Source organism: Microbacterium sp. bgisy203, assembly GCF_965345155.1.
Taxonomy (GTDB): Bacteria; Actinomycetota; Actinomycetes; order Actinomycetales; family Microbacteriaceae; genus Microbacterium.
This window is the reverse complement of record NZ_CBDRLZ010000002.1, coordinates 450,848-463,038: the sequence shown is the minus strand read 5'-3', so window position 1 is coordinate 463,038 and position 12,191 is coordinate 450,848. Positions and strand designations below refer to the sequence as shown.

Here is a 12,191-nt window from a genome sequence, read left to right as displayed (position 1 = left end):
TTTCGAGCCGGTTTGCGTGAAATTCGCGCGGTCTCGCGGGCGTCTCGGGGGTGTCGGGCGCGGTCGGCGAGGGGGCGTGCGGCGGGTCAGGATGCCGGGCAGGTGCCGTTCTGCTGCAGCGCCTCGTCGTGGATGATGGCGCCGTCGATCGCGAAGTCGGCGACGATCGTGTCGCCCGACACGGTCACGGCGCTGAGCTCGAGCCCGGCGGGCAGGTACTGCGCGATGCAGACCTCCCAGTCGCGGACGACGGTGCGTGCGATCGCGCCGAACTGGTCCACGAGCGCCTCGGCGGAGATCTCCGCGCCGTTGAGCATGAGGGTCCGCGGGGTGAGGACGAGCTGCCCCGCCGACGCGCTCGGCGTAAGCCCCACACCGACCGGCACCGTGAGGGCGAACAGCTTCAGGTCCATCGAGATGTCGACGTCGGGCTCGGCGAGGGCGACCGTCGCCGCCGGGAAGTCCTCGACGGTCGCGAGAAGCGCCTGCAGCTGCGACTGGTCGAGTGTGACGGATGCCGAGGCGGAGCCGATCGGGTCATCGCCGCGGATCGGGACGTCGCTCGCGTGCACGACGACGTCGCCGGTCAGCTGCCCGAACGGGACATTCTGGCTCGAGAGGGTCAGCTGGTCGAACCGCCCGGCGATCAGCTGAGGGAGCACCTGCCCGGGCAGGTCGATGTCGATCGGCTGGTCGGCGGGGAGGGCGAGCTGCGTCGTGACCTGCTCGCGGATCGTCCGCTCGACGATGCCGCGGGCGATGTACTCCCCCGCGAACCACGCACCGACGGCGAGCAGGACGACGGCGAGAACCGCGACGAGCCACGGCCAGCGACGCTTCCGGGGCTTTTCGGTGCGCGTGCCGGAGGCCGCGGCATCCGTCGACAGGGCCCATTGCGCGCGAGGGTCGGGTAACGGCACCGTCGGGTTCTCGTCGCTCATCGCTTCCCCCGCGTCTCGCTCAGTCGGTCACATGCGCTCGGGCGCGCTGACGCCGAGCAGGTCGAGGCCGTTGCGGAGCACCTGCCCGGTCGCGTCGTTCAGCCACAGGCGCGTGCGGTGAAGGTCGGTGACCTCCTCGTCGCCGAGCGGCGTCACGCGGCAGGTGTCGTACCACCGGTGGTAGAGGCTCGCGAGCTCTTCGAGGTAGCGGGCGACACGGTGCGGCTCGCGCACCTCGGCGGCGTACGCGACGATGCGCGGAAACTCCTGCAGCGCGCCCAGGAGCGCGCTCTCCGTCTCGTGGGTGAGAAGCTCCGGCGCGAAGGCCGAGCGGTCGACGCCCGCCGTCGCGGCGTTCCGGGCGACGTTGTGCGTACGCGCGTGAGCGTACTGCACGTAGAAGACGGGGTTGTCGTTCGTGCGCTTCGTGAGGATCTCGGGGTCGAGCGTCAACGGCGAATCGGCCGGGTACCGCGCGAGCGAGTACCGCAGCGCGTCGGTGCCGAGCCAGTCGCGCAGGTCGTCGAGCTCGATGATGTTGCCGGCACGCTTGGACAGACGCGCGCCGTTGACCGACACGAGTTGCCCGATCAGCACCTCGATGTCCTTATCGGGGTCGTCGCCCGCGGCGCCGGCGAGCGCCTTCAGCCGGTGCACGTAACCGTGGTGGTCGGCGCCCAGCAGATAGATCTTGTGCCGGAAGCCGCGGTCGCCCTTGTTCAGGTAATACGCGGCGTCGGCGGCGAAGTACGTGTACTCGCCGTTCGAGCGGCGGATCACGCGATCCTTGTCGTCGCCGAACGCGGTCGTGCGCACCCACACGGCGTTCTCGTCCTCGAAGACGTAACCCTGCGCCCGCAAGCGGTCGACCGCTTCGTCGACGAGGCTCGGCTCGCCGTCAGCGCCCTTCGCGTGCAGTTCGCGCTCACTGAAGAAGACGTCGAAGTGGACGTTGAACTTGACGAGCGACTCCTGCAGGTCGGCGAGCTGCAGTGCATAGGCGCGGTCGCGTGCCTGCACCTCCTGCTCGTCGAGAGGGAGGTCGAGGATGCCGGGCAGCTCCGCCTGCACGCGACGCGCGAGGTCGTCGATGTACGAGCCGGGGTAGCCGTCCTCGGGCGTCGGCTCACCCTTGATCGAGGCGAGCACCGACCGGCCGAACCGGTCCATCTGGGCGCCCGCGTCGTTGATGTAGAACTCGCGGACCAGGGTCGCCCCGCTCGCGAGAAGCAGGCGCGCGATCGCGTCTCCGAGGGCCGCCCAGCGCGTGTGCCCGATGTGCATCGGACCCGTCGGGTTGGCGCTGACGAACTCGAGGTTGATCGACTGGCCACGCTGGGAGTCGTTCGTACCGTAGGCCGCGCCCGCCTCGACGATCGTCTTCGCGAGGGCGCCGGCGGCGGCGGCATCCAGTCGGATGTTGATGAAGCCGGGGCCGGCGACCTCGACCGACGCGATGCCCGGGGTCTGGGCGAGGGCGTCAGCAATCTCCTGCGCGAACTCGCGCGGGTTCGCCCCGACGGCCTTGCCGAGCTTGAGCGCCGCGTTCGACGCCCAGTCGCCGTGGTCGCGGTTGCGCGGACGCTCCAACGGCAGGTCGGCGGAGGTCAGATGCGCGCTCGAGCCCTCGCGTCGCGCCTCGGCGAGCGGCGCGATGACGGCGAGCAGGGCTTCGGAGAGGGCGTCAGGATTCATAACCCGTCAAGTCTACGGGCGCAGGGACCCGCGCTCCTCTGCGGTGAGGCCCCGCGGCGCGAGCGATGAGCCGCGAGTGCGGTTCCGTCGTATGACCGGTGGGGCTGGTGTCGTCTCCCGTTGCTCACGAGGCAACACCGCCCCACGGCCCATACGACTGGTCCGCCTCACCCCCGCGTCGCCCTCACCGCCCCCTGGAGCGACCGCTCAGCGGACGAGATACGTGACGTCGTTCCCGAGATTCCTCAGGGCGGGCTCACGGAGGTCCGGAACTCGATCTCGTTGCGCCCCGGATAGTTCCGGAGGGACACGATGATCGCCTCGCTGAGATCGATGTCGCCGATCACGGCTCCCCTGCGCCCGTCGCCCCTCGGCGAGCGATTGCGGCGAGCAGCCGGTCCGCCTCCCGCCGCTGCTCGGCGACCGGCACCGTCGTGGCGGGATCGACCGGCGCGAACGTGTCCACGACACCGACGACACCGTCCTCGGTCATCCGGTACGCCGTGAGCCCGCCGCCCTGGTCACGAGCCATACCGCTCGGCCAGACGTTCGACTGTGCGCCGGCGACACCCACGCGCCAGCCGCCCGCATCGAGTTCCTCGCGCACGCGGCAGAGCGCCTCGAACGCGTCATCCGCCGAGGCCTCGAACCGCCCGAATGCCGGAGAGACGATCGATACGCGCCACAGTCCGTCGCGATAGAGCCACGACACGACGGCGCTCGCAGGCCGTGCGTCGGAAGAGGCCTCGACGACCTGCGGATTGCTGAGCATCGTGTCAGGTTATCGGGCCGCTGCGGCCGGCGATATCAGCGCCAGTTGTATGTGAACATCCACCGCAACGCATCGAGCGCGGCGGGTGAGAGTTCCGGATGCCGGTCCGCGAGGACGCTCCTCGCCTGATCGCCGCCTTCGGTGAGGCTGAACTGATCCCAATCGATCCCCACGGCCATCATCTCGTCCTCGAGCTCGCTGACCCGTTGCAGCACGTCCGCCCCGTGATCGCCGGCCAGTCGAAGGACGGCCTCGTCGTCACTCACCGGAAAGGCGGACCTTCCCTTTCCCAGGTGCGCGATCACGGCTCCACTCAGCAGTTCATCAGTGGGAGAGTCGCGCGCGGTCACTCTGTCGGAACCCTCGCGGGGGCTGACCGCAGACGTCTACGTCGCCGTATTCCCGTCGGCGGCTTGCTTCGCGCGGAGTGCCGCCTTTGCGACGCGCGCGGCCGAGACCTGACGCAGCTTCTGCAATGCGTATTGGAGCGCGTCGGATTCATTCGCGAACTCTCTGAGAGTTGCAGCGAAGGGCTCGCCCCGCTCGTCGGAGAGGTACACGCGCCAGCGGCCGTCGTCGCTTCGGACGACGACATCGTCGAGGCCAGGCTGCCCCGCCCCGTAGAGCACGGGCGCATCAAGCCGCTCGTTCCGGACCACCTGCATCAGTTCATCGACGTTCATCGGACCTCCACGATCATGCCCATATCCTTCAGCAGGGCGACACTCGCAGGCAGCAGATCCTGTGTTGCGCCGCCTGCGGTGCCCCAGGCGGGGATCGGCGCGGCCTCGCCGCGGGTGACATGCGCGAGATCGCCGACCTCGAGTCCGTACTTGGCGAGGTCTGCGTCGACGGAGGCGCGGGTCACGTCGTCAAGGCCGCTGTAGACAGCCTGCACGTCTGAAGGAGAATGCGACCACTCGTATTGGTGATACGCGTTCGGATTCTCCTGGTAGGGCAGCGATCGACTGTCGAACGAGAACGGTCCGTCCTCCGGTACGGGTGACACATAGCGCCCCCGCTCATCGCCATACCGATCGAATCGGTCGCCCGCATCCGGCACGTGATCGCGTGTGATCGGGTTGCCGTCGGCGTCCAGGCGGAATCCGTTTCCGGGGGCCTGACTCCAGTCGATATTGCCCGCGCCGTCGAGGCACTCGGGTCGGGGCACGAGCTCGTCCGTCTCACCCGCCGACACACCTCGCGAGCTCCCGGGCGCGTCGAGGTGGTCTTGACCCCGAACCCGCCGGATCACGTCGTCGGCGTGGCCGTCGAGCGCGTCGGCGAACTGGTGCAGCTTGTGCTTGAGGGCGCCGAAGCCCTTCAGGGCGGCATCCTTGAGCTCGCGGAAGATCGGCTTGATGGCGCTCATCAGGCATCCCCTCCGAAATCGAGTGCCGAGAACTCGGCGAAGAACGTCGACGTCAGCGTCTGGATGTCGGTGCTGTGGAGTTTCATCGTGGCCTGCGCGTCTTCGAGCGCGGCGAGGTCGGCGTAGAACTCGTCGGTGTCGCCGACCGCGCCCTCGACGAGCGGCGCGTCGAGGATCGCGTCGAGCACGGCGGGCAGCTGCTCGGCGAGCGGCTCGATCGCCATCGGTGCGAGCTGACCGATGAGCTGTTCGACCGCGATGTCGACGGCGGCGTTCAGCAGCTTCTTCTTGAGCAGCAGCATCGGACCCGCTCCGAGCGCGGTGACCGGGTTCGTGAGCATCGCGACGAGCGCGACGAGGGTCGACGTGACATCGACGATCACCTTGACCTTCAGCGCCGTGATCGCTCCCGCGCCGATGTCCATCGCGGCCGCGGCAGGAGGCAGGATGTCGACGAGCTGCTGCAGGTTCATCGACCGGTTCGCGTTCCACGCGGCGACCGTCGCAGGCCCCGTCTTGCCGCGCATCGCCTCGCCGAACTGGCCGTTCATCTGCCGGTCGACCGACTGGATGACGCTCTCGAGGTCGGACCCGAAGGTGCGAACGAGCGCGGCGCCCTTCGAGACTTCGTCCTCATCGATGTCGGGCCACTCGAATCCGAGCTTCTCCATCACCCACACGAGCTCGTTCGGCAGCATCATGCCCACAGCGAAGCCTCCTCAGCAATCGGACTCGACAATAGTGGTCCGCGACGACGTCACGCGAGCTGGACGAGGTCGGCCAGGTCGTCGTGCGCGGGATCGGATGCCGCGGCGACGGCATCCTGCATCGCCACATCCTGCAGCGCCACACCCTGCACCGCCACATCGGATGCCGAGTCGGGTACGACGATCGCGTCGACGTGCATGCGCTTCAGGCCCACGTGGCCGCCGTGGTAGCTGAGGAACGCGCAGTCGGCCGCGTCACGGCCCGTCGCGATGCGGACGAGCGAGCGGCGGTTCGCCAGACGCGTCGCGTCGATGACGTACCACGACCCGTCGAGGTACGCCTCGGCGACGGCGTGGAAGTCCATCGGGCGAAGACCCGGCGCGAAGCACGCGGCGTAGCGCGCCGGCATGTCCATGGCGCGCAGCAGGGCGATGACGACGTGCGCGTAGTCGCGGCACACTCCCTGCCCGGTCATGAGGGTCGTCACGGCCGAGTCGGTACCCTGGCTGAGACCGGGAGTGTAGGTCGTGCTCGTCGCGACGAACTCGCTGACCGCGGTGATGAGCTCGACGCCCTGCAGCCCGCGGAACTGGCGCCGTGCCTGCGAGAACACCTCGTCGGACTGGCAGTAGCGGCTCGGGCGCAGGTAGGTGATGGCCTCGAGATCGCTCGTCGAGCGCTGCGCGACGTGCCCGTCGATGACCGCTTCGTAGCGCACCGCGAGCGGGCCGCCCTCTCCGCGGAGGGTGTGCAGGCGGCTCCCCGACTGGTCGACGATCTCGTTCGGCGTGTACACGCGATCGCCCTGCGTGAAGGTCAGCTCCTCGCGCACGACGGGCGCCGGCTGGGCCGCCGCGATCTGGAAGATGAGGTCGACGGAGGACCCCAGATCCAGGTCGAGTTCGGCGGTCACGATGCGTTGCACCGAAGTATCCTCGCATGCCCGAAGGGATGCCTCGTGACGGTTGTCCACACCCGCTCTTCGCGATCTGGCCCGGCGTGACTTACCCTCGACGCATGCGTGCCGTCCGACCGTCCCCGAGGCGGCGTCGCGCATGGGTTCTTCCGCTGCTCGCCGTGGCCGTCGCTGCGGTCGTGAGCATCTCGATCTGGCGCCCCTGGGCGACCCCCGAGGCGATCGTCGCCGCGGGTGAGGGCGGGGCCGTCGTCCCCTCGCAGCCGGCGAAGCTCGACCTTCCCGACCACCCCACCGTGCTGATCTTCGGCGACTCGTGGACGTACGGTTCCGCGGCATCCGATCCCACCCTCGGCTACGCGTACATCGTGGCGGACATCGCGGGCTGGACCACCGTGGTCAACGGCGTGCGCGGCTCGGGCTACGTCAAACCCGGGCTCGACGGCCCCGACTTCGGCGACCGCATCGCCGCCCTCGATCCGGCGATCGATCCCGACCTGATCATCGTGCAGGGGTCGATCAATGATCGGCGCCTGCCGGCGACCGGATACCGCGCCGCCGTGGATGCCGCGTGGGATGCCTTGGCCGCCACCTACCCGCGCGCGCAGTTCGTCATCCTCGGCCCTGCGCCCCAGGTGCTCCCCGTCGAGCGTGCGACGGCGCGGATCGACCGCGACCTGCGCGCCGCCGCCGCCGATCGCGGCTGGTGGTACGTGTCTCCCATCGAGGAGAACTGGATCACGCCCGAGAACTATCTCTCCGTCATCGACACGAGCGACCTGGCGCGGAACCACCCTTCCACGGAAGGCCACCGCTACCTCGCCGAGCGGCTCGCGGCGGCGGTCGCCGCCGTCACGGGGTAACAGCGCCGGGTGATAACCTCGATCGGTACGCCTCCGTAGCTCAGGGGATAGAGCGTTGGTTTCCGGTACCAAAGGTCGCAGGTTCGATTCCTGTCGGGGGCACAAGCAAGACCGAACGCCGTTCTCCCGCGCGCGCAGCGCGTCTTCGGCCGGGTGGGCGTGACGCGCGAGGATCATCCTTCCGGCGGACGCGCATCCACCGCGGGGGCGATGTGCCGCGGCATCCCCTCTTCGTAGCGTCGAAGCATGGTCACCGCGAGCATCTCCCTCCCCGCATCGAGACGACGCCGGACGCCACTGCGCGACCGCGTGTCGACGGGCGGGGCCGCCGTACTGTCGGTGGCCGGCGTGATCGTCGCGATCGGCCTCGCCGCCCTGGCGCTGCTCGTCGTCCCACTCGCCGCCGCCGTGGTCTTCGGCCCCGCGCTCCTCGCCGGACTCTGACCCGCCCACACGCCTCGTCGACACCCCGCACACGTCGTCGCGGATTCGGAGATCCGCGACAGATTCGGATGCCGCAGGCCCAGGCATCCGAATCCGCGCACCATGTCCGAATCCGCGACATCGCCCGGGGCGGATCCCAGTCGTCGCCCGGGGCGGATCCCAGTCGTCACCGAACTGCGTCCGCGCCGACACACAGACGCAACACTCAGGTGGTTCCCTGACTTTGTAAGGGTTGGTAACATAACCGGCACTGGGGCCGATGGGGACTTCGAGGAGGTGCGGTAGGTGACGGAGACGAGTTCTCCCCGGGCCCACGAGTTCGACGCCCGCTATTTCGATGCCCGTGACGTCGACGCCCGCGATATCGACGCAGTGCTCCGACTGCTCCAGCGCAACGGAGACCGCGTAGCGCCCCACGTCGCATCCCGCCTGCACGCCGCCCTCTGCGGCGATCAGGCGGCCATCGCGCAGGTCGCGGCGCTGCTCTCCCCCGCCCAGCGCGCGGGCCTGTCGGCACTGCCCGACCCGCTCCCCGCCGTCCGCGCCGTGCGCGACGCCGTCGGCGACACGGTCGCAGCGCTCGACGAGCGTGATCGCCGGCTGCTGCTGACCGCGGCCGTCAGCGTCGATGGACGCGTCGACGTCGCCCTCGCCGCCGCCGAGACGACGTTGGCGGATGCCTTGGCCTCCCCCACCCCGCCGTTGCTCACCTTCGCGGCGGGTCGCCTGTCGTTCCTCGACCCGCGCGTGCGGGCGTACCTGCACAGCGCCGCGAGCCTCGGCGAGCGCACCGACGTGCATGCACGGCTCGGGGCGGCCTACCGGGCCGCCGGCGATGACGGGCTCGCGACGTGGCACACCTCGCTCAGCACGCTCGAGGGCGACGCGGCGCTGACCCCGGCACTCCTCTCCCTCGCCGCACACGCGCTCCAGTCGGGCGCAGCGGAGTGGGCGCACGCGGTCGCGCGCGAGGCGGCGAGCCACGCTCCCGGCGACACGCGCCTGCGCGCCCACGTGCTGGCGGGCCGCGCGGCCGTCGCGGCAGGCCTTGTCGAGGATGCGACCGCGTGGCTGCACGCTCCCGTGGCCGCGGGGGGCGAGGTGGCCGCCGCCGCCCTCCCCGCGTACGTGTGGGCCGTGGCGCTGCGCGACGGAAGCGTGCCGGATGCCGACATCGCCCGCCTCATCGCACCGCTCATGAGCGACGACGCGCCGCGCACCGCACCCGATCCGGGTCTGCTGGAGGCCGTGTGCGCCGCGGCGCAGCTGCACGCCGAGCGCGGGCACGTCGCCGACGCGGCGGCGATGCTCTCCGTGGCCGAACGCCTCGCGTCGTACGCCGACCCGGCCGCCACCGCCGACGCGCTCGGCGAGGAGCCGGCGCCTCTCGCCGAGGCTCGCCGGTGGTGCCTCGTGTTCGGTGTGCCCCCGGAGGCGGTGGACGCGCCCGCCGCCGAGCGGGCCGAAGGATCGTGGACCGCCTCGCACCTGTCGCGGATCGCGACGGCGCTCCAGCACGCCCGCGCGGACCGCGCCGACGCGGCGCTCGGCATGCTGCACGGCACGGTGGGGACGACGCTGGGCACCGTCGGACCGACACCGACGACGCTCGACCAGCCCCGCACCGCACCGCTGCTCGAAGCCCACCGCCGCGTCGCGATCGCGCTCGTCCTGTTCTGGGAGGGCCAGCTCGCCCGGGCGCGTGCCGAACTCGCCGATGCCGCCGCGACGGTGCCGGTGGGACTCGTCTTCGGGGGGCTCGCCGTCGCCCTCGCACGGCGCCTGGACGCCGTGACCGACGGCGTCCCCCTCGAGACGACGATCGCGCTCGATGCCGCGCACCCGACCCCGCAGTCGCGTCCGCTGCGCGCGGGACTGCTCGTCGACCGGGCGATCGTCGCCTACCTCGGCGGCCGGATGACCGAGGCGGGCACGCTCCTGGCCCTCGCCGCCGACGAGGCGATCGCCCCCGCCGACGCCGGACTGCCCCTTCCCGGCCTCGACGAGCCGTCGGTGTGGTCGAATCCAGAAGGATCGAGATGTCCACACACCCCCGGCCGCGACGCGGCCTCCATCGCCTCGCCGCCGCGGTGGCCACGACGGCGCTCGCCGTCGGCGGGCTCGTCGGCGTCGCGACGGCGTCGGCAGCCGCCGCGGACCCTGCGCCCGGCATCAACGGCTACCGCAACGTCGGCTACTTCGCCCAGTGGGGCGTCTACGGACGCGACTTCACGCTGCGCCAGCTCGACCGCTCGGGCGCCGCCGCCGACCTCACGCACATCAACTACTCGTTCGCCAACATCCACCACCAGAGCCTCACGTGCTTCGAGGCCAACAAGGCGCAGGGCACCGGCCCGAACGGCTCCGACGGCGCCGGCGACGCGTGGGCCGACTACGGCATGGGCTACTCCGCGGCGACCTCTGTCTCGGGCACCGCCGACACGTGGGACCAGCCGCTCGCCGGCTCGTTCAACCAGATCAAGCAGCTCAAGGCCAAGCACCCGAACCTCAAGGTCATGATGTCGATCGGCGGGTGGACCTGGTCGAAGAACTTCTCGAAGGCCGCCGCCACCGACGCGTCGCGCAAGAAGTTCGTCTCCAGCTGCATCGACATGTTCATCAAGGGCAACCTCCCCGTCATCGACGGACGCGGCGGCCCCGGTTCGGCCGCCGGCGTCTTCGACGGCTTCGACCTCGACTGGGAGTGGCCCGGCACGACGAGCGGGCTCGAGGGCAACTTCGTCGACCCGGTGGGCGACAAGGCCAACTTCAAGGCGCTCATCAAGGAGTTCCGCACGCAGCTGGATGCCTACTCGAAGACGTCGGGCAAGGCGTATCAGCTGAGCGCGTTCCTGCCCGCGAACCCGGCGGACATCGCGGCGGGCGGCTGGAATGACCCCGCGATCTTCCAGGACCTCGACTTCGGCAACGTCCAGGGCTACGACCTGCACGGCGCGTGGGACCCCGCACTCACCGGCCACCAGGGCAACCGCTACGACGACCCGAAGGACACGCGTCCCGCGAACAAGCAGTTCAGCGTCGACAAGGCCGTGGGGGAATACCTGAAGACGGGCATCAAGCCGTCGCAGCTCGGCATCGGTCTCGCGGCGTACGGTCGCGGCTGGCAGGGCGTGAAGACCACGACGCCGTGGAGCGCCGCCACCGGTGCCGCCCCGGGCACGTGGGAGGCGGGCAACGAGGACTACGACAAGCTCAAGACCCGTGGCGTCGACAACTACGACGCCTCGATCGGCGCCGCGTGGCGCTATGACGGCAACCAGTGGTGGTCGTACGACAACGCCCAGACGACGAAGCAGAAGGCGAAGTACATCGTCGACAAGGGTCTCGGCGGCGGCATGTGGTGGGAGCTCTCGGGCGACCGGAACAACGAGCTGATCGGCACCCTTGCGGACGAGTTCCGCGCCGCGAAGACCGGCCCGTCGACCGACCCGGTCAACCCGACGCCGACTCCGACGGCGACACCCACCCCGACACCGACACCCACCCCGACCGCGACGCCGACGCCGACTCCGACGGCGACCCCGACGGCCACCCCGACCCCGACCCCGACCCCGACCCCGGGCACGTGCTCGGTGGCCGCGTGGAGCGCCGACACCGTCTACACCGGAGGCAACACGGTCAGCTACCAGGGCACCGTCTACAAGGCGCAGTGGTGGACGAAGGGCGACAACCCGGCATCGGGCGGCGTGTGGCTCGCCACCGGCAGCTGCACGGGCGGCGGCATAGACCCGGGGACGAACCCCGGCACCGCCCCCGCGTGGAACTCCGCTCGGGCCTACGTCGCGGGCGACAAGGTCACCTACGGCGGCGCCACCTACGCCGCCAAGTGGTGGACGCAAGGCGACACCCCCGGCGCCTCGCAGTGGGGTCCGTGGGCGAAACAGTGATCCGCCGCTGACCTGACGGCGCCGACCCGACGGCGCCCACCGGATGCCCGGCCCCTCGTGGGTCGGGCATCCGGCATTTCCGGCTTGTGCTCTTCCGGTGCTCGTCCCGTGCGCCGAATGGCCTCTCGCCGCCGCGACCGCGGCGCGTCAGTGGTCGCCGACGAGCTTGAGGCCCACGATGCAGCCGAGGAGGCCGAGGATCAGGAGCGTCTTCACGATCGAGAAGGGTTCGGCGCCCGAGATCATCGCCCACGCGACGGTGAGCGATGCGCCGATGCCGACCCACACGGCGTAGGCGGTGCCGGTCGAGATGTCGCGCATCGCCCAGGCGAGTCCGCCCATGCTGGCGATGAGGGCGACGGCGAAGACGATCGACGGCCCGAGCTTCGTGAAGCCCTCCGACTTGCCGAGCGCGGTGGCCCAGACGGCTTCGAGGAGACCGGAGAGGACGAGAACGACCCACGACATGGCGTGACCTTTCGGCCAGTCTTGTCGCTCACCGGGTACTGAACCCTCGTCCGGGGACCCTGTCGAGGTCCGTGATCGAGCGTATCGCGGCATCCTGGGCAACG

At 70.4% G+C, this 12,191-nt stretch carries 12 protein-coding genes, 1 tRNA gene and 1 riboswitch; of the genes, 4 read left to right on the top strand and 9 right to left on the bottom strand.

Annotated features, from left to right (window positions below):
- Positions 1 to 86: 86 nt before the first annotated feature.
- The 8 genes from ACRVYW_RS05475 to ACRVYW_RS05440 all read right to left on the bottom strand — a co-directional run bounded on the left by ACRVYW_RS05475 (position 87) and on the right by ACRVYW_RS05440 (position 6,413).
- The gene (locus ACRVYW_RS05475; protein WP_431802464.1) at positions 87 to 941 is read right to left on the bottom strand and encodes an LmeA family phospholipid-binding protein; all 855 of its coding nucleotides are present in this window, start codon (positions 939 to 941) and stop codon (positions 87 to 89) included.
- Positions 942 to 968: 27 nt separating this feature from the next.
- Positions 969 to 2,636, bottom strand: a complete 1,668-nt coding sequence (gene argS / locus ACRVYW_RS05470) for an arginine--tRNA ligase (RefSeq protein WP_431802462.1) — start codon at positions 2,634 to 2,636, stop codon at positions 969 to 971.
- Between the two features lie 343 nt (positions 2,637 to 2,979).
- Entirely contained in the window at positions 2,980 to 3,408 is a 429-nt protein-coding gene (locus ACRVYW_RS05465) for a hypothetical protein (RefSeq protein WP_431802460.1), read from the bottom strand.
- Positions 3,409 to 3,443: 35 nt separating this feature from the next.
- Positions 3,444 to 3,758: a hypothetical protein gene (locus ACRVYW_RS05460; RefSeq protein ID WP_431802458.1), complete on the bottom strand. Its 315-nt coding sequence runs from the start codon at positions 3,756 to 3,758 to the stop codon at positions 3,444 to 3,446.
- A gap of 36 nt (positions 3,759 to 3,794) precedes the next feature.
- Positions 3,795 to 4,091, bottom strand: coding sequence for a hypothetical protein (locus ACRVYW_RS05455; protein WP_431802456.1), 297 nt, complete (start codon positions 4,089 to 4,091; stop codon positions 3,795 to 3,797).
- Positions 4,088 to 4,780: a glycohydrolase toxin TNT-related protein gene (locus ACRVYW_RS05450; RefSeq protein WP_431802454.1), complete on the bottom strand. Its 693-nt coding sequence runs from the start codon at positions 4,778 to 4,780 to the stop codon at positions 4,088 to 4,090. The genes ACRVYW_RS05455 and ACRVYW_RS05450 overlap by 4 nt, the downstream gene beginning before the upstream one ends.
- On the bottom strand, positions 4,780 to 5,481 hold the full coding sequence (locus ACRVYW_RS05445) for a hypothetical protein (protein WP_431802452.1): 702 nt from the start codon (positions 5,479 to 5,481) through the stop codon (positions 4,780 to 4,782). The genes ACRVYW_RS05450 and ACRVYW_RS05445 overlap by 1 nt, the downstream gene beginning before the upstream one ends.
- 56 nt (positions 5,482 to 5,537) lie before the next feature.
- Entirely contained in the window at positions 5,538 to 6,413 is an 876-nt protein-coding gene (locus ACRVYW_RS05440; RefSeq protein ID WP_431802449.1) for a transglutaminase-like domain-containing protein, read from the bottom strand.
- Positions 6,414 to 6,505: 92 nt separating this feature from the next.
- Between ACRVYW_RS05440 and ACRVYW_RS05435 the strand changes: the two genes are divergently transcribed.
- From ACRVYW_RS05435 to ACRVYW_RS05420, 4 genes are all read left to right on the top strand, one after another.
- Positions 6,506 to 7,267: an SGNH/GDSL hydrolase family protein gene (locus ACRVYW_RS05435; RefSeq protein WP_431802447.1), complete on the top strand. Its 762-nt coding sequence runs from the start codon at positions 6,506 to 6,508 to the stop codon at positions 7,265 to 7,267.
- 29 nt (positions 7,268 to 7,296) lie between these two features.
- Positions 7,297 to 7,369, top strand: a tRNA-Arg gene (locus ACRVYW_RS05430).
- A 144-nt stretch (positions 7,370 to 7,513) separates the two neighbouring features.
- A complete protein-coding gene (locus tag ACRVYW_RS05425; RefSeq protein ID WP_431802445.1) occupies positions 7,514 to 7,711 on the top strand; it encodes a hypothetical protein in 198 nt (65 codons plus the stop codon).
- A gap of 2,039 nt (positions 7,712 to 9,750) precedes the next feature.
- Positions 9,751 to 11,619 carry a glycosyl hydrolase family 18 protein gene (locus tag ACRVYW_RS05420; protein ID WP_431802443.1) on the top strand — a complete coding sequence of 623 codons (1,869 nt, stop codon included), beginning with the start codon at positions 9,751 to 9,753 and terminating at the stop codon, positions 11,617 to 11,619.
- 147 nt (positions 11,620 to 11,766) lie between these two features.
- Here the strand turns inward: ACRVYW_RS05420 and ACRVYW_RS05415 are convergent, their stop codons facing one another.
- Positions 11,767 to 12,087 carry a DMT family transporter gene (locus ACRVYW_RS05415; RefSeq protein ID WP_431802442.1) on the bottom strand — a complete coding sequence of 107 codons (321 nt, stop codon included), beginning with the start codon at positions 12,085 to 12,087 and terminating at the stop codon, positions 11,767 to 11,769.
- A 10-nt stretch (positions 12,088 to 12,097) separates the two neighbouring features.
- Positions 12,098 to 12,162, bottom strand: a riboswitch (guanidine-III (ykkC-III) riboswitch).
- Positions 12,163 to 12,191 lie beyond the last annotated feature (29 nt).